Here is a 17,592-nt window from a genome sequence, read left to right as displayed (position 1 = left end):
AGTCTAAGCTTACATCCGCACGTATGAAGGCTGGCTGTTCCTGGCAGTGATCGTCGACCTTTATTCACGGCAAGTGATCGGTTGGGCGACGCAGTCCCAGATGACCACCGATCTTGTGCTACAGGCACTTGTATCGGCGATATGGAAGCGAAAGCCCGCTCCGGGCTTGATCATTCACTCCGATCAAGGCAGTCAGTTCACCAGCAGCGATTGGCTATCACTGCTGAAGCAGCACGGCATAGTTCCGAGCATGAGCCTGCGAGGGAACTGCCACGACAATGCAGTGGCTGAGAGCTTCTTCAGTGCACTGAAGAAGGAACGGATCAAACGACGGATCTACCCGACCCGGGACGAAACGCTCTCTGACGTATTCAATTACATCGAGATGTTCTACAACCCAGTCCGCCGGCATGGTTCCGCTGGCGACCTGGCCCCTGTAGAGTTTGAACGGCGCTACGCGCAAAGCGGCTCATGAGTGTCTACGGAAGTCTGGCCGGTCCAGCTAGACAAATAGCCCCGGCGGAAAAAGCATCGACATTCCTGCAAATGATGATAAGCCACATGAAACCCTACACTACGATTGAGCAACTCTCCGATGGGGTACGCTATTTGCCGCTGCAACTGCAGGGTGCGGAGCTGGATAGATTGGCTGCTTTGCTCCGAGGGCATCGGCTTCTTGCATGCAGGATTCCCAAGATGCAGACAGCGAGCTCGGCTTGGCAGGTGATCTTGGATTTTGATCCGGATATGTCCCTTGAATTGACGTCTTCCAGTACCGTTGCTCAGGGATGGGATGAGTTTGGGACGATAAACGTCGAAGTTCTGTCGAGGGGTGCTGTTGAATCGACAAGCGAATGGAGCAATCTGGATTTGCCGGAAGAGCTTGATGTTGTCCGCATCGAGATCGTGCGTTGGCAAGGTGACGGACTGATCGTTGACTCCGGCATTCGTTTGCATTTCGCCGATGGCCGAACCTTCTCGGCCGTGGCGTTGGACGTGCCGGGAGCGCTTCTCTTGACCATGCCGGGAGAGGTCGCTCCAGCTTTCTGGCAGTTTCCTGCAGGTGAATACTCTTTCGTCGCGATTGAATGAGCAAGGTCGTTTTGTTCTTCCAGGCACAACTCCTCATTCCAGCCAGCCTCTTGGCAGTCGCTGGGGATCGGCAATGCGTAGGTCGTAGGTTCGATTCCCATTTCCGGCACCAGTTTCAGCAAAAGCCCCGGTCTCGGTTGGAGCTTTTTGTCTGGCCGGTACGCCTCCCCATCGAACCTCGCCCACTGGACCTCCAGCTCCCCCTATAATCGGCCGCGCAGATCACCTGCGCCGGTTCACCCGCACGGAGGCTTCCTATCATGTCCATTGCCGCAATTCCCGATGTTTCGCTGGTCGACAACAGTGAGCAGCGCACGCCGCTGATCCTGGTGCTGGACTGTTCCGGCAGCATGAGCGGTGGCCCCATCGAGCAGTTGAATGCGGGCCTCAAGCTGTTGGAGCAGGAGCTGAAGGCCGACGTGATCGCGGCCAAGCGCGTGCGTGTGCTGCTGGTCGAGTACGGTGGCATGGACAACGCCGCCATCAGCGGTGACTGGTGCGACGCGATGGATTTCGCTGCGCCCACGCTGTCGGCCAACGGCACCACGCCGACTGGCGCGGCGGTGGAACTGGCACTGCAGGAAATCGAAGACGAGAAGGCGCGCTTCCGCCAGGCTGGCGTCGCCTACACCCGGCCGTGGCTGTTCCTTATGTCCGACGGCCAGCCCACCGATGCCTGGGAAGCGGTGGCCGAGCAGTGCCGCGAGGCCGAGCAGCAGAACAAGGTGGCGGTGTTTCCGATCGCCGTCGGTAATGCCGACATGAGCGTGCTGGGTCAGTTCAGCCGCAATGGCGAGCGCGGCGTGAAGCGCCTGCAGGGCCTGCAGTTCAAGGAACTGTTCCTGTGGCTGAGCGCGAGCATGCGGGTGGTCTCCAATTCGACGCCCGGTGGCCAGGTGCAATTGCCGGCCACCGACAGCTGGTCGCAAGTGCCGGTCTGACCATGGCCTGGCGCGTGATGGCCGCGTCGGCCACGGGACGGTCCCATCTGGACCGCGGGCAGCCCTGCCAGGACGCCTATGCGTCGGTGCAGGTGGGGCAGACATTGGTCGCGGTGGTCTGCGACGGTGCAGGCTCCGCATCGCACAGCGATGCGGGCGCCCGGCATGTATCCAGCAGCGTGGCGGCGTCGGTTACCGGGTCCGCGCAGCTCGGCGCCGATCCACTGGCACTGCCGGTGGACGCGCTGCGCAGCATCATCGAAACCGCTGTCGACGATGCGCGCGGGCAGCTGGCGATGCTTGCGCTGAGCCAGGGCCTGAAGCTCTCCGACCACGCCTGCACGCTGGTTGGGACGGTCGCTACACGCGATGGCGGCTGGTTCTTCCATGTCGGCGATGGCGTGGCCGCCTGTGCCTTCAGCAATGAATCGCCTGATGCGGTATCCCTGCCTGCCAACGGCGAGTACGCCAACGAAACCTGGTTCGTGACCGGCAGCAACTGGCGCGAGCAGCTGCGGCTGACCCGCTTCGAAGGGGCAATCGACGCGCTGGTGCTGATGTCCGATGGCGTGCAGCCGTTTGCGATGTCGCGCGCGGGCGACAGCTTGTTCCAACCGTTCATCGCACCGGTGATCCGTTATCTGTCCGGCGTCGATGAGACCCACGGCAGCCAAGCGCTGCATGCGACGCTGGCCGACCCGCGCACCGATCAGATCACCGGCGACGACAAGACGTTGCTGGTCGCGCTGCCGGCCTGAGCACATGCCCGGGCGCAGCGGCGAACAGGTCTACGACGCACAGCGCAGGCCGCTGACCCTTGAGCGGCTGCTCAAAAGTGGCGGCGCGGGCAGCGTGTTCACCCTCAAGGAGCGGCCGCGCGAAGTGGCCAAGCTCTACCATTCAGACAAGGACGCGCGCGTCTACGAGCGCAAGCTGCAGGCGATGCTGGAGCTGCAGCCGGACCTGCCGCCGATGGAAGGGCAGGGGTCCGACCAGGTACAGATTGCCTGGCCGTTGACCCTGCTGCGGGAGCGCAGTGGGCGTTTCATCGGCTTCACCATGCCGATCCTGGATCTGTCGGCCACCAGCGATCTGGAACATGTGCTGCAGGAGCGGCAGGCGCGCGCGGAAGGCCTGCCCACCGGCTTGGGCGCGAAGATGACGCTGGCCGCCAACCTGGCGGTGATGCTGGCCGCGCTGCACCGGCGGCAGCACTATGTGGTCGACCTCAAGCCGCTGAACGTGCGGTTCTATCGCAGCACCTTGTTCATCGCAATGCTCGATTGCGATGGTTTCAGCATCCAGGGCAAGGGTGAGCGCTTCCCGGCCGGGCAGGTCACTACCGACTATCTGGCGTCCGAGTTCCAGCAGCCGGGGGTGAAGCCGGGCCAGGAGGAGGCGCAGGATCGATTCGCGCTGGCGGTGATGGTGTTCCAGCTGCTCAATTCCGGCCTGCATCCGTATGCGGGCCGGCCGCAGGGGGCGACGGTACCCAGTGACCTGCCGGCGCGCATCGCCGCCAACCTGTACCCCTACGCGCGCGGCAAGCCGCATCCGCGGATGCTGCCCTCGCCGGTCAGCGGTCATGAGATGTTCCCGCCGGCACTGCGCGACATGTTTGATCGTGCGTTCTCGATGCAGGCGCGGCGGCGGCCTTCGGCGCAGGAATGGGCCACGCTGCTGCTCGATTACGCACGGCGCAGCGCCGGGCAACTGGTGGCGTGTGGCAAGGATGCGGCCCACCAGCATTTCGTAGATATGCCGTGTGGCGCCTGCGCACGCGTCGAACTGCTGGCCGGCAGCGCACGCGCGGCACAGACTCGGTCGCGGCAGAAACCGAACAAGGCCCGCAAGCAGCGCGGACGCACTGCCGCACGCGGTAACCAGGCGCAGCCGGTGGCCGCACAGGCGTCGGCGGCCAGCGGCGTCCCCGGGGTGATGTCGCGGGTGACGATGGCGGTGATCGGCACGCTGCTGCTGGGCTGGGTGATGGGCTGGGGCATGCCGGCCTACCGCCGCTATAGCGCGTTGGTGGACCCGGGCATCTGGGATGGCGTGGGGCTGGCCGTGCAGATGGCCATGCTGGCGATCGCGATCCTGCTGTTCATCCTGTTCGTGCCGATGCTGATCATGAGCAAGCGCCCATGAGGCTGCTGGGTGTACTGGCCGTGCTGCTGCTGGCGCTGATCGGGATGGCGCCGTTCTGGGGCGACCTCGGCGTGCTGGTCTACAGCTCGATCGGCTGGCTCGGACGGCTGCTGTCGAGCGGCGTGTTGAGTGATGGCAGGGCGGCACTGCGCGCTGCGTTGCTGATCGGCGGTGTGGTGTCGGTGCTGTCGTTCCTGCGCGTAGCGGTGCAGGACCGGGCCGTGGACTATCTGATCGCGTCGGTGATGTTCGGCTTCATCGGGTTCGTCGTCTTTGTTGTCACCGGTATTTCCGGGGATGGCGTTGCGGGCGCGGGGAGTATGCAAGGAGCGCGCTCGGCCGTGGTCGGCGAGGATCGCATGACGGTTCCGCGCTGGTATTCGCGCGGTCATTTCGAGCGGGAAATGCTCAACAAGGTGCACGAGACCGCGCGTGCCGCTGCCCGCGGCGATCTGCCGCGGACGCAGGCGCTGATGCAGGAGCTGGATCTGTGGGCGCGCAATGGCCCTTCGCTGCGCGAAGACCGCACCGAGTACGAGCGCCTGCGTGCGGCGTACAACGAGACGATCGAGACCCTTGCCGCCCGGTCCGGCCGCCGCACGCAGAGGACGGGAGGCCTGGCCAGCAATGCGGGCGCGATGGTGGATCGGCTTACCGCCGAGGAGGCGCGCGAGCTGGAACTGAAGCAGGTCGAGCTGCTGCAGCAGATGTGGAAACTCTCGCCATCAAGCACCTCGGTTGCGATGCGCCTGCTGGCGACGGATCTGCAGGAGTTGGCGATCCGCTCACGGTGGTCGCCGCGCAAGCCGTTCGACCGTGAGGGCGACGCGGCACTGGAAGAGCGCCTGTGGCGCGTCCACGGCACGCAGGAGGTGTTGTTCGCCTATGCACCGCTGGAGGAGCGTCTGTGGAATGCCTACGCTTCGACGATGGTCGACACGGACGAAGAGCTGGCGCTGGGCGCGCTGGTGATTGCCGGACTGATCGACCGCAGCGACAAGAACGCTTCGTCCGATCCCGCCCGGTTTGACGTGAACACGCTGCTGCTTGGCAGCGACGTGTTCATGCTCTCGACGCTGCTGGCCAGTGCGTCCGAAGACCGCATGGAGATCCTGGCGGCGCGCGCGACACTGCTGCTGGGCGATGACGATCGGCAGGCGAAGGCAGGCAGAGGCAAGGCGCAGGACGACACCGGCACCGCGGCGGACCCGGCGGGCCCGGTGGTCTCGGAGCCCTCACCACCGGCAACCTCGAAAGCGGACACCACCAAGCAGGCGCAACGCGCGATGCCGCCAGCGGGCATGCTGGTCGATCGCAAGGGCCTGGCGCTGCGTACGTCGCCACCGTTGCCGCTGTCGTCGCCACCGGCCGAGTATGGGCAGGTGCTGGTCGACCTGCCCGCTGCCGGGTTCAAGGACCTGCGCCACGGCATCCCGCTGCGCGCGCCGGTGCAGGCCGACAGCATGGTGACCCTGCAGGTGGATGTCTGGCAGAGCGGCGTGGTTACCTCGGTGCTGATTGAAAGCAGCAGTGGCAACGCTGTGCTGGATGAGGCGGCGCGGCAGGGCGCGCGCACCTGGCACAGCGCGTCGAAGGTGCTCACGGGCGGCGAGCGCAGGCAGGTGACGGTGGTGTTCAAAGCGCCGGTGGTTGCCGCACCACCGCCGATGACCGTGGACGCACCATCGCCGATCGCCATGAGCCCGCCGCCGCCGCAGTTGAACCCCGAACAGGCGCTGGGCGCGCAGCTGGCGGCGATGGCGCGCCGGCAGCCGCCGCGTTATCCGCGTGGTGACGGGGAGACGACGCCGGAGGGCAGCGTCGAGCTGCTGATCACCTTGTCAGCCGAGGGGCGCGTGCTCGATGTGAGCGTGGACCGCAGCAGCGGGCACCCTGCGCTGGATCGCGCCGCGCGTGAGGCTGCGCTGAAATGGCACGTCGCTCCGACACGGCCGGTGACCACGGTCAAGCAGATCACCCTGCGTGTGCCGGTGCGGTTCCAGGGCGGCTGACGGAACAGCCCGTGGCGCGGCCGTCACCATGCCTGCACCGGTTGCCGCAGCACCGTTTTCAGGCGAGCAGGCTCTACCTTGCGTGGGTCGCCCAGGTAGATCTCATGATGCGGCCCGGCGAAGGTCAGCCCCTGTGCCGGCATGATCCGTTCATGCAGTTCGGCCAGTGTCGGGCCCTCGTCATCGTAGGCGCCTACATGCAGCGTCTGCAGGCACAGGCCTTCCTCGTAAAGTGTCAGGCGCAGGCTTTGCGGCGCGGTACCGCGCTTGTTCGATGCCTTGGCCACCGCTTCGTTGAAACGCGGAACGCCGACGTCCAGCGGCGTGCGGATCATCATCGTCCAGCGCCACGCGTGCTTGCGCCGTGCCACGAAGCTGGACGGGTCGTCGGCCCACCACAGTCCCTCCAGCGGCGGCACCACGTAATCCCGTCCTTCGGCCTTCATCGCGAACTTCAGTGCGTAGCTGACCGAGTACAGCCACTCGACCGCATCGCGATAGGCCGGCGCCTGGTTCGGATCACCCTGGCCATCAACCATCACGAAGGACATCGGCGGCACCTCGATCCGCACGAACGAGCCGACCGGTGGCCGGTACAGCGCCTTGTCCTGCGTCTTGAAGTCGATCTTTGCCGGCGCCGCGGCGGACCGGGTCATTCCGCCGCTCCGTTCGCAGGCCCCTTCAGTTCCACCGTGTTGCCGTCCGGATCCTTGAAGTACAACGACAATCCATCGCCCTCGGCGCCGAAGTTGACCTCGGCCGGCTCCAGTACCGGCACGCCGTGGGCGGCCAGGTGGGCGACCAGCGCGGTTTCGTCGAAGGGTTCGATGCGCAGGCACAGGTGGTCGACGTTGCGGCCTTCGCTGCCCGGCCCGCTACCGCCGTGGCGACCGAGCGTGCCGTCCAGGCTGATCAGATCGATCATCGACGTACCCGCACGCAGGTGCACCAGGCCCAGGTGTTCGCGCCGCCGCACCACAGCGCACCCCAGCACCTGGCCATAGAAGGCTTCGCTGCGGGCCAGCTCGCGCACCCGCAGCACCACATGGTCGATGCGTTCAACGCTGAAGGGTCTGTCCATGCCGGGTTCCTCGAAGAAAGGGAGCTCAAGACTTGCTGAATCTGTTCAGTCGACTTTGCCGAACGAGGGGCCTCGTCGTCGCCATGGTCGATGCTACGCTGCCGCCCCCGCACGTTCTGCCCGCCACAATGGCGCGGTGCGACAACGTGTCGCAGCCAGATCCGGGCCTTTCCTGCGCCTGATCATTGTCAATGCCTTTCTTAAATGGTGGGTGACGGCCTAAAATTGAAAGGCTGACTCGACCCCACCTTACCTGCCTGTCTTCTGGACGGGTGGGCCCGGCTTTGGCCGGTGCGGGCAGGACGGGGAACGGCATTCCCTCGCAATTGGATCGACCGATGATTCCGTTGAAAACCCTTGGGCGCTGGTTGCGCCCGGGCTTGCTGCTCGCATTGCTGGTGATGCTCACCGGCTGCGATGCCGTGGCCATCCTCAGTCCGAAGGGCCAGATCGGCCAGGATGAAAAGACACTGCTGATCACGGCCACCGTGCTCATGCTGCTGGTCGTCATCCCGGTCATCATCATGACCCTGACCTTCGCGTGGAAGTATCGCGCCTCCAACACCAAGGCCCGTTACGAGCCGAAGTGGTCCCACTCGACGGCGATCGAGGTGGTGGTGTGGTCGATCCCCTGCATGATCGTGCTGGTCCTGGCGGTGCTGACCTGGCGGTCCTCGCACGCGCTGGATCCGTACAAGCCCCTGGAATCGGACGTCAAGCCGGTCACCATCCAGGCGATCTCGCTGGACTGGAAGTGGCTGTTCATCTATCCGGAAGAGAAGATCGCGGTCGTCAACGAGATCAAGTTCCCGGTCAACACCCCGCTGAACTTCGAGATCACCTCCGATACGGTGATGAATGCGTTCTTCATCCCGCACCTGGGCAGCATGATCTACTCGATGGCGGCGATGGAGACCAAGCTCCACCTGATCGCCAACGAGACCGGTGAATTCCCGGGCATGTCCTCGCACTACAGCGGTGCAGGCTTCGCCAAGATGCATTTCACTGCCTACTCGGTCACCGATGCGCAGTACCGCCAGTGGCTGGACCAGGTCCGTGCCGGCGAGCAGACCCTGGACAAGACCTCGTTCAAGGCGCTGGGCGATGCAAAGAATTCCGAGTGGTACCCGGTCACCTACTTCGGCAAGGTTGAAGAGAACCTGTTCGATTGGGTCATCGCCAAGCACATGGGCGACAACAAGCACTACGGCATGAAGCATTCCCACGCCGGTGCCGCTGCTGCCGACGCTGCCAGCCATGAAGCGCACGAGGGCCATGCCCCGAGCGAGGCCCACGATTCCAAGGAATCCGGTGAGAACCTGGATGCCACCGAACACGAACACGCAGGCCATGCCGGCCACGCGGGTTCGGGAGAATGAACATGTTGGGAAAACTCTCTCTTGAGTCGATCCCCCACGATCCGATCGTGCTGACCACCCTGGTCGGCGCGATCCTTGGTGGCCTGGGCGTCGTCGCCCTGATCACCAAGTTCAAGCTGTGGGGCTATCTGTGGAAGGAGTGGTTCACCTCGGTGGATCACAAGAAGATCGGCGTGATGTACATCATCGTCGCCTTCGTCATGCTGCTGCGCGGTTTCTCCGACGCGATCATGATGCGTACCCAGCAGGCCATCGCCGTCGGCGGGTCCGAGGGTTACCTGCCGCCGCACCACTACGACCAGATCTTCACCGCCCACGGCGTGATCATGATCTTCTTCGTGGCGATGCCGCTGATCACCGGCCTGATGAACCTGGCCGTGCCGCTGCAGATCGGTGCGCGCGACGTCGCGTTCCCGTTCGTCAACTCGCTCAGCTTCTGGCTGTTCGTGTCCGGTGCGGTGCTGATCATGCTGTCGCTGTGGATCGGTGAATTCGCCGCCACCGGCTGGCTGGCCTTCCCGCCATTGTCGGGCATCGAGTACAGCAACAATGTAGGTATGGACTACTACATATGGGGACTACAGGTGGCGGGTCTGGGTACCACGTTGAGTGGTATCAACTTCTTCATCACCATCCTCAAGATGCGCACCCCGAGCATGAAGCTCATGCAGATGCCGGTCTTCACCTGGACCGCGCTGGTGACCAACGTGCTGATCGTCGCCGCCTTCCCGGTGCTGACCATCACCCTGGTGCTGCTGACCCTGGACCGTTACCTGGGTACGCACTTCTTCACCAATGACGGTGGCGGCAACGCCATGCTGTACATCAACCTGATCTGGATCTGGGGTCACCCGGAAGTCTATATCCTGGTGCTGCCGGCCTTCGGCGTGTTCTCCGAGGTCATCGCGACCTTCTCGCGCAAGGCCCTGTTCGGCTACAAGGGCATGGTCTACGCCACCGCCTGCATCGGCGTGCTGTCGTTCATCGTGTGGCTGCACCACTTCTTCACCATGGGCTCGGGTGCCAACGTCAATGCCTTCTTCGGCATCACGACGATGATCATCTCCATCCCCACCGGTGTGAAGATCTTCAACTGGCTGTTCACCATGTTCCGCGGTCGCGTGCAGTTCACCACGCCCGTGCTGTGGACCATCGGCTTCATGGTCACCTTCACCATCGGCGGCATGACCGGCGTGATGCTGGCGATCCCGGCCATCGACTTCGTGCTGCACAACAGCCTGTTCCTGATCGCCCACTTCCACAACGTCATCATCGGCGGCGTGGTGTTCGGCATGTTCGCCGGCATCACCTACTGGTGGCCGAAGATGTTCGGCTTCCGCCTCAACGAGTTCTGGGGCAAGTGCGCGTTCTGGTGCTGGTTCATCGGCTTCTATGTGACCTTCATGCCGATGTACGTGCTGGGCTTCATGGGCATGACCCGTCGTCTGCAGAGCACCGTCAACCCGGCCTACGAGCCGTTCCTGCTGGTGGCCGCTGTTGGCGCCTTCATCGTGGGTGCCGGCATCCTGTGCCAGATCATCCAGGTGGCCGTGTCGATCCGCGACCGCAAGAAGACTGCCGACCTGACCGGCGACCCGTGGGATGCCCGTACGCTGGAGTGGGAAACCTCTTCGCCGCCGGCCTTCTACAACTTCGGCACCTTGCCGGAAGTCACCGAGCTGGACGATTTCTGGGAGCGCAAGCAGCGTGGTGAGGCCTGGCCGAAGCCGGCCAAGTACACCGACATCCACATGCCGCGCAACACCGGCACCGGCGTTGTCATCGGCGCCTTCAGCATGGTGTTCGGCTTTGCGATGATCTGGCACATCTGGTGGCTGGCCATCATCGGCTTCGTCGGCATGATCGCCACGTTCATCTACCGCACCTTCGACCAGGACGTGGACTACTGGGTCCCGGCTGCCGAGGTGGAACGCATCGAGAACGAACACCGCAAGCACCTGGAAGCCCAGGGCCTGGTGAAGTCGGAGCTGAAGGCATGAGCACCAATACCTCGACCGTAAACCACGGGCACGCCGCACACGCGGCGGCCCATGGCCATGACGACCACGAGCACCACGAGCACCACGACACCGGCGGCAACACCGTCTTCGGTTTCTGGGTGTACCTGATGAGCGACTGCCTCATCTTCGCCTCGCTGTTTGCCACCTACGTGGTGCTGGCCGGCGGCACCGATGGTGGCCCCGGCGCGAAGGACCTGTTCGAGCTGCCGTTCGTGGCGTGGGAAACCGCGCTGCTGCTGACCTCGTCGCTGACCTTCGGCCTGGGCATGATCGCCATGCACCGCAAGCAGGTCGGTCAGATGTTCCTGTGGCTGGGCATCACCTGGCTGCTGGGCTTCGGCTTCATGTGCATGGAAGTCTATGAGTTCCAGCACCTGATCCATCAGGGTTACGGTCCGGACCGCAGTGCCTTCCTGTCGGCGTTCTTTGCCCTGGTCGGTACCCACGGCCTGCACGTCAGCGCCGGCCTGCTGTGGCTGCTGGTGATGTTCGTGCAGCTGAAGAAGTACGGCCTGACCCCGACCAACAAGACCCGCATGGCGTGCCTGAGCCTGTTCTGGCACTTCCTGGACCTGATCTGGATCGGCGTGTTCTCCGTCGTCTACCTCAATGGAGCGCTGTAATGGCACATGACAACCATGCACACGACCACGCCGCCGGCGGCGAAAGCCACGGCACCGTGAAGTCGTACCTGATCGGCTTCGTGCTGGCGGTGGTGCTGACCGTCATCCCGTTCTACATGGTGATGTCGGGTGATTTCTCGCGCACCGTGAACGGTGTGGTGATCGCCATCACCGCGGTGCTGCAGATGCTGGTCCACCTGGTGTTCTTCCTGCACCTGGACCGCTCGTCGGAGAGCCGGTGGAACGTCAACGCTGCGGCCTTCACCGTGGTGGTGATCGGCATCATCGTGGTCGGTACCCTGTGGGTCATGCACAACATGAACGTGCACATGATGCACTGACGTCTTCGCGACGTTGCCACGCAGAAAGGCCGCCTCTGGGCGGCCTTTCTGTTTGTTGCGCGATCGCGGGGAACGCATCCACGCATGGCGTGGATCTACCCGTCACCGCGAAGTCCCCGCACAGTAGATCCACGCCATGCGTGGATGCAGTTGCCGTTCAATGCACCCGGAGGATGCAGTAGATCCACGCCATGCGTGGATGCGGTTGCCGTTCAATGCATCCGGAGGATGCAGTAGATCCACGCCAAGCGTGGATGGGGTTGCCGTTCAATGCACCCGGAGGATGCAGTAGATCCACGCCATGCGTGGATGCGGTTGCCGCTCAACCCACCTTGCGCAGGAACTCCTCGGCGTCCATCGGCCGTCCCAGGTGATAACCCTGCAGCTGGTCGCAGCCCAGCTCACTCAGGTAATCGCGCTGCGCCTGGGTCTCCACGCCCTCGGCCACCACCTGCAGCTGCAGGGTGCGGCCCAGCGCGATGATCGACGACACGATGGCCGCATCCTCGTCATTGCGTTCGAGGTCATGCACGAACGCCCGGTCGATCTTCAGCTCGGTGGCCGGCATGCGCTTGAGGTACAGCAGGCTGGAATAACCGGTACCGAAGTCGTCGATGGCGATGTGTACGCCCATCGCGGTCAGATCGTTGAGGATCGCCAGGCTGGCCTCGACATCCTTCATCGCCGTGGTTTCAGTGATCTCCAGGGTCAGTCGCGCCGGGTCGATGCGATGCCGTTCCAGCACCGACCGCACGCTGTCCAGCAGGGCCGGCGAGGCGAACTGCAGCGGCGACAGGTTCACCGCCATCGTCCATTCGCTGTGCCCGCCGTCATGCCAGACCCGCAGCTGCGCGCAGGCCTGGTCCAGCACCCAGTCGCCGATCGGCAGGATCAGGCCGCTGCGCTCGGCGATGGGAATGAACACGTCCGGTGCCAGCAGGCCCAGCTCTGGATGCTGCCAGCGCAGCAGCGCCTCGGCGCCGGTGGCGGGCGCATCGGCCGCCGGGAATTTCGGCTGATAGTGCAGCAGCAGTTCGTTGCGCGCGATCGCCTTGCGCAGGTCCTGCAGCAGGCGCAGCTGGCGGTTGGCACTGAGCTGCATCGAGGGGATGAAGAAGGTGTAGCCGTTCCGGCCGGTTTCCTTGGTGTGGTACATCGCCGCATCGGCATGTGCCATCAACTCGCGTTCGTCGCCGGCATCGTCCGGATACAGGGCAATGCCCAGGCTGGCGGTGACCTGCAGTTCCGCCGCATCCAGCACGAAAGGTTCGCTGGCCGCCGCGATCACCCGCTCGGCGACCACCGCCGCATCGTCAGGCGCATCGATGGCCAGCACGATCACGAACTCGTCGCCACCGAGGCGGGCGAGGGTGTCCTGCGGCCGCAGCTGCGCCCCCACGCGCTGGGCCACAGCGACCAGCAGGCGATCGCCCAGCTGGTGACCATAGGCATCGTTGACGGCCTTGAAGCCATCCAGGTCGCAGAACATCACCGCCACCGACTGCTGGCGGCGTTGCGCCTTCTCGATGGCCTGCTCGATCCGATCCTGCAGCAGCATGCGGTTCGGCAGCTGGGTCAGCGGATCGTGCAGTGCCGCCTGGATCAGCTTGTCATTGGCGTGCGCCAGGGAATCGGCCAGAAGACCGGTGCGCACGCGCATCTGGCGGTCGAACAGCGAGGCAACCAGGGCGATGCCGAGCGTGGCCAGGGTGGTCACGATCACCAGCACTGCCAGCCAGCGGGGATCGATACCGCCACTGCCGACCGCGCCGCAGACGCTGCCTGCCGGGAAACGCGCGGCGGCCATGCCGGTGTAATGCATGCCGACGATGGCCAGGCCCATCACCAGCGACGCCAGTACCCGCAGGCGCACCGTGTTGCGTTGCTCTACGCGCAGCCGGAAGGCGATCCACAGCGCTGCACCGGCGGCGCCGATGGCCACCGCGATCGAAGCGGCAAACCAGCCGGGGTGGTAATCGATGCCGGGCTGCATCCGCATCGCGGCCATGCCCAGGTAGTGCATCGCCGCGATACCCAGCCCCATCAGCACCGCACCGGCGGCCAGCCGCTGCAGCGGCAGGCTGGGCCGCGACACCAGCCACAGCGCATAGGCCGACGCGCCGATCGACACGGCCAGCGAATACAGGGTGATCGCCAGGTCGTATCCGACTGGAATCGGCAGCTCGAACGCCAGCATCGCGATGAAGTGCATCGACCAGATGCCCAGGCCCATCGCGGCGGCACCGCCGGCCAGCCACCAGCGGGCGACCCGGCCCTCGGCCGTGGCCAGGCGGCCGGCCATGTCGAGTGCGGTATACGACGCCAGGATCGCCACCAGCAGCGAGATGGCGACCAGGCCCTGACTGTAACTACCAGTCATGTTGAATCCAGAGGAAAAGGGAGGGGCGACCGCAAGGCGCACGCCCGCCACCACTATCGGCACCGGCGGGTGGGACTTGAGTGGTCGCAGCAGCTGCGACCCGGCTCGGCTATCCTGCCACGCTCGTTGCCCCTGCAGGAAATTCCCGATGGCCAAAGCCCGCACCGCGTATGTCTGCAATGAATGCGGCGCCGAATACAGCAAGTGGCAAGGCCAGTGCACCGAGTGCAATGCCTGGAACGCGCTGTCGGAAATCGTCCTGGAGAGTGCTGCGGCGGCCAAGGCGCCCGCCTCGCGCCGTGCCGGCTGGGCCGGCAAGATCGACCCGCCGAAGATCACCGCGCTGAAGGACGTGGCGCAGACCGAGCACAACCGGGTCAGCACCGGCATCGGTGAATTCGACCGCGTGCTCGGTGGCGGCCTGGTCGAGGGCGCGGTGGTGCTGGTCGGTGGCGATCCGGGCATCGGCAAATCCACCCTGCTGCTGCAGGCCGTGGCGAAGATGGCCGCGGTCCTGCCGGTGCTTTACGTCACCGGTGAAGAATCACTGGCCCAGGTTGCCGGTCGTGCGCACCGGCTGGAGCTGCCGCTGGAGGGCGTCAACGCGCTGGCCGAGACCGGTGTCGAGTCCATCCTGCAGCACGCCACCAAGAGTGGGCCACGGCTGATCGTGGCCGATTCGGTGCAGACGCTCTGGACCGAGACGCTGACCGCTGCGCCCGGTTCGGTCAGCCAGGTGCGCGAGAGCGCTGCGCGGCTGGTGCGCTTCGCCAAGGAAACCGGAACCGCGGTGTTCCTGGTCGGCCACGTGACCAAGGAGGGCGGCATCGCCGGCCCGCGGGTGCTGGAACACATGGTCGATGCCGTGCTGTATTTCGAAGGCGAGAGCGGTAGCCGCTTCCGCCTGCTGCGCGCCTTCAAGAACCGCTTCGGTGCGGTCAACGAGCTGGGCGTGTTCGCGATGGGCGACAAAGGCCTGAAGGAGGTCTCCAATCCGTCGGCGATCTTCCTGTCCGGTGCCAGCACGCACCAGCCGGGCAGCTGCGTGATGGTCACCCGCGAGGGTACTCGGCCGCTGCTGGTGGAAGTGCAGGCGCTGGTCGACGCCTCGCCGCTGTCCAATCCGCGCCGCGTGGCGGTGGGGCTGGAGCAGAACCGCCTGGCCATGCTGCTGGCGGTGCTGCATCGGCATGGCGGCGTAATGGTGGGCGACCAGGACGTATTCGTGAACGTCGTCGGTGGCATCCGCGTGCAGGAGACCGCCGCCGACCTGCCGGTGCTGCTGGCGGTGCTGTCCTCGCTGCAGGACCGTCCGCTGGCCGAGAAGACCATCGCGTTCGGCGAAGTCGGCCTGTCCGGCGAGATCCGGCCGGTACCCAACGGCGAGGATCGCCTGCGCGAAGCCGCGACCCACGGCTTCAAGCGCGCCATCGTGCCCAAGGCCAACGCGCCCAAGGGCGGCTCGGTGAAGGGGATGGAGGTGATCGCGGTCGAACGCCTGTCCGAGGCCATTGACGCGGCGTGATGCCGGTACTGTAGCGCCGAGCCCATGCTCGGCTGCTTTTCCGGCAAAGGGCAGCCGAGCGTGGGCTCGGCTCTACAAACGTCACATGCGGCAACGGTCAGCCTGCCTGTGCTAGTTTTCCCGGCTCGACGAAGGCGCCCCCTGGCGCCTTTCCGTGGCAAGGAGTAATCGATTACATGCAGGACCCGATGTTCAGCACCCCCGCCGCCGAAATCCGCCGCGCCGGGGTCGATCTCAATGGATTGATGACGGTGCTGGGCAAGCACCTGTATTCCACCCCGATGGTGGCGCTGCGTGAGCTGGTGCAGAACGCGCACGATTCGATCATCCGTCGCCGTATCGAGCAGCCCGGCATCCAGAGTGTGTCGCGCATCGACGTGCAGGTCGATGTCGCCGCCGGCGTGCTGCGCATCACCGACACCGGTGCCGGCCTGACCCGGCAGGAAATCCACGATTACCTGGCCACGGTCGGGGTCGGTTACACCCGCGGCCTGCGCCAGGACGGCGAGGACAATGAAGGCCTGATCGGCATGTTCGGCCTGGGCTTCCTGTCGGCCTTCGTGCTGGCGCGCCGTGTCAGCGTGCGTACCACCTCCTACCAGTCACCAGAGCTGGGCCACCTGTACGTGTCCAGCAATGCCGAGCAGTACACCGTCAGCGAAGTGCCGGCACGCGCGATCGGCACCGAGGTCGAGCTGGAGCTGCATCCGGACTTCCTGCCGCTGGCCAACGAAGCGCGCCTGCACGAGGTGCTGGGCCGCTACTGCGCGCTGCTGTCCGAGCCGATCTTCATCGGTGCGGCGACCGCCGCGATCAATCCCGAACCACCGCCGTGGCGCGGGCAGGGTGACGTCGCACTGCATCCGGTGCAGGCACGCCGCCAGGCGCAGCAGTTCGCGGCCCGCTTCGAACACGATTTCGAGCCCATCGTGACGATGCCGCTGCAGTCTGATGGCAGCAGCGACGCCGTCGGCATGCTCTGGGTGCAGGACGGTGCCACCTACGGCACCAGCGACAACCGCAACCTCTCGGTGTTCGTGCGCGGCATGCTGCTGGACGACGATGCACGCGACCTGCTGCCGCCGTGGGCCGGCTTCATCGGCGGGGTGATCGAATCGTCGAAGCTGACCCCGACCGCCAGCCGCGAGGACCTGCAGCGCGATGACCACTATCGCGCCGTACAGCACGCCCTGCTGGAAGCGCTGATCGATGGCCTGGCCGACGTCGCGCGGCAGCAGCCCGAAGCCTGGCGACGCGTGCTCAGCCGCCACAACGAAGCCCTGCTGGGCGCGGCGCTGTGCGATGAGCGCCTGTTCGATCTGCTGCTGGAACACGTGCGCGTGCCGACCTCGCAGGGTGACCTGCCGGCCAGCGCGTTGCCGGCGCGCGGCGCGGTGCATGTGATCCTCGACAACGGTGGCGGCTTCGAGGAAATGCTGTTCCGTGCGATGGGTGTGCCGGTCGCGCATGGCCACCGCTATGCCGTGGTGCCGTTCCTGCGCCGCTGGGCCCAGGTCAAGGGTTTGCGGCTGGTCGAACTCGGTACCGAGCAGGGCAATCGCGCACTGTTCCGCACCGACGACAGCATTGACGATACGCAGTTGGCCTGGCTGCGCGAACACCTGGGCGACGGCGAACAGCTGCTGCCGGCGCGGTTCAGCCCCGAGGCGCTGCCGGTGGTGGTGGTGCCCGACCGCGAAGCCGAACTGAAACAGCGCCTGGAAGACGACGAGAACGACAAGCGCGTATCGATGGCCGCATTGCGACTGGCGCGCCAGTTCACCGCGCGCATCGAGGCGCGTGCACCGTCGCGGCTCTACCTCAATCTGGACAATCCAGCGGTGCAGGCATTGCTGCAGGCCCAGCGGGATGGCCACCCGCAGGCGGCGTCGGCCGCGCGCCTGCTGCGCTCGCTGAAGATCATCGTGTCCGCGCAGGGCCGGCCGTTGCAGCGGAGTGCTGCGACGCCGGGCCCCGATCTCAACGGTGCATTCACTGATATAGCCGGTGCCTTGCAGCAGATGCTGCGCTGAGCACCGCCCCCTCTCA

Annotated in this window: 14 protein-coding genes and 1 pseudogene; 12 read left to right on the top strand and 3 right to left on the bottom strand. The window is 65.2% G+C overall.

Annotated elements, in window-relative coordinates:
* Window positions 1–10: 10 nt before the first annotated feature.
* The 6 genes and pseudogenes from QOL57_RS04780 to QOL57_RS04755 form a co-directional block, all read left to right on the top strand.
* Window positions 11–475: pseudogene (locus QOL57_RS04780) on the top strand (IS3 family transposase); the annotation flags it as partial.
* An 86-nt stretch (window positions 476–561) separates the two neighbouring features.
* Entirely contained in the window at window positions 562–1,092 is a 531-nt protein-coding gene (locus QOL57_RS04775) for a hypothetical protein (RefSeq protein WP_089239604.1), read from the top strand.
* Between the two features lie 260 nt (window positions 1,093–1,352).
* Window positions 1,353–2,033, top strand: a complete 681-nt coding sequence (locus QOL57_RS04770) for a VWA domain-containing protein (protein ID WP_089239608.1) — start codon at window positions 1,353–1,355, stop codon at window positions 2,031–2,033.
* Between the two features lie 2 nt (window positions 2,034–2,035).
* A complete protein-coding gene (locus QOL57_RS04765) occupies window positions 2,036–2,791 on the top strand; it encodes a PP2C family serine/threonine-protein phosphatase (protein ID WP_141134253.1) in 756 nt (251 codons plus the stop codon).
* Between the two features lie 4 nt (window positions 2,792–2,795).
* Entirely contained in the window at window positions 2,796–4,181 is a 1,386-nt protein-coding gene (locus QOL57_RS04760) for a hypothetical protein (RefSeq protein ID WP_089239610.1), read from the top strand.
* Entirely contained in the window at window positions 4,178–6,193 is a 2,016-nt protein-coding gene (locus QOL57_RS04755; protein ID WP_089239612.1) for an energy transducer TonB, read from the top strand. Before QOL57_RS04760 ends, QOL57_RS04755 begins: the two co-directional genes overlap by 4 nt.
* A gap of 23 nt (window positions 6,194–6,216) precedes the next feature.
* Here QOL57_RS04755 and QOL57_RS04750 read toward each other — a convergent pair whose 3' ends face one another.
* Window positions 6,217–6,849, bottom strand: coding sequence for a GyrI-like domain-containing protein (locus QOL57_RS04750; RefSeq protein WP_089239614.1), 633 nt, complete (start codon window positions 6,847–6,849; stop codon window positions 6,217–6,219).
* Window positions 6,846–7,274 carry a VOC family protein gene (locus tag QOL57_RS04745; RefSeq protein WP_089239616.1) on the bottom strand — a complete coding sequence of 143 codons (429 nt, stop codon included), beginning with the start codon at window positions 7,272–7,274 and terminating at the stop codon, window positions 6,846–6,848. Before QOL57_RS04745 ends, QOL57_RS04750 begins: the two co-directional genes overlap by 4 nt.
* A gap of 338 nt (window positions 7,275–7,612) precedes the next feature.
* On the opposite strand from QOL57_RS04745, the gene cyoA reads away from it, so the two are divergent.
* From cyoA to cyoD, 4 genes are read left to right on the top strand one after another with little or no spacing between them, the layout of a single operon-like run.
* Window positions 7,613–8,653 carry a ubiquinol oxidase subunit II gene (gene cyoA, locus QOL57_RS04740; protein WP_089239618.1) on the top strand — a complete coding sequence of 347 codons (1,041 nt, stop codon included), beginning with the start codon at window positions 7,613–7,615 and terminating at the stop codon, window positions 8,651–8,653.
* 2 nt (window positions 8,654–8,655) lie between these two features.
* Window positions 8,656–10,653, top strand: a complete 1,998-nt coding sequence (cyoB, locus tag QOL57_RS04735) for a cytochrome o ubiquinol oxidase subunit I (RefSeq protein WP_089239620.1) — start codon at window positions 8,656–8,658, stop codon at window positions 10,651–10,653.
* Window positions 10,650–11,297, top strand: a complete 648-nt coding sequence (cyoC, locus tag QOL57_RS04730; RefSeq protein ID WP_089239622.1) for a cytochrome o ubiquinol oxidase subunit III — start codon at window positions 10,650–10,652, stop codon at window positions 11,295–11,297. Before cyoB ends, cyoC begins: the two co-directional genes overlap by 4 nt.
* Window positions 11,297–11,638 carry a cytochrome o ubiquinol oxidase subunit IV gene (cyoD, locus tag QOL57_RS04725; RefSeq protein ID WP_025873831.1) on the top strand — a complete coding sequence of 114 codons (342 nt, stop codon included), beginning with the start codon at window positions 11,297–11,299 and terminating at the stop codon, window positions 11,636–11,638. The genes cyoC and cyoD overlap by 1 nt, the downstream gene beginning before the upstream one ends.
* Before the next feature lie 322 nt (window positions 11,639–11,960).
* Here cyoD and QOL57_RS04720 read toward each other — a convergent pair whose 3' ends face one another.
* Window positions 11,961–14,018 (bottom strand): bifunctional diguanylate cyclase/phosphodiesterase, encoded by a 2,058-nt coding sequence (locus QOL57_RS04720; protein WP_089239624.1) that lies wholly within the window; start codon window positions 14,016–14,018, stop codon window positions 11,961–11,963.
* A gap of 148 nt (window positions 14,019–14,166) precedes the next feature.
* Here QOL57_RS04720 and radA point away from each other — a divergent pair, with 148 nt between their 5' ends.
* Window positions 14,167–15,543 carry a DNA repair protein RadA gene (gene radA / locus QOL57_RS04715; RefSeq protein WP_089239626.1) on the top strand — a complete coding sequence of 459 codons (1,377 nt, stop codon included), beginning with the start codon at window positions 14,167–14,169 and terminating at the stop codon, window positions 15,541–15,543.
* Between the two features lie 176 nt (window positions 15,544–15,719).
* Window positions 15,720–17,576, top strand: a complete 1,857-nt coding sequence (locus QOL57_RS04710; RefSeq protein WP_089239628.1) for an ATP-binding protein — start codon at window positions 15,720–15,722, stop codon at window positions 17,574–17,576.
* Window positions 17,577–17,592: the final 16 nt, after the last annotated feature.

Origin of the sequence: Stenotrophomonas sp. yr243, assembly GCF_900184195.1 — a bacterium.
Lineage (GTDB): Bacteria > Pseudomonadota > Gammaproteobacteria > Xanthomonadales > Xanthomonadaceae > Stenotrophomonas > Stenotrophomonas lactitubi.
This window is presented reverse-complemented; position numbering and strand designations above follow the sequence as displayed.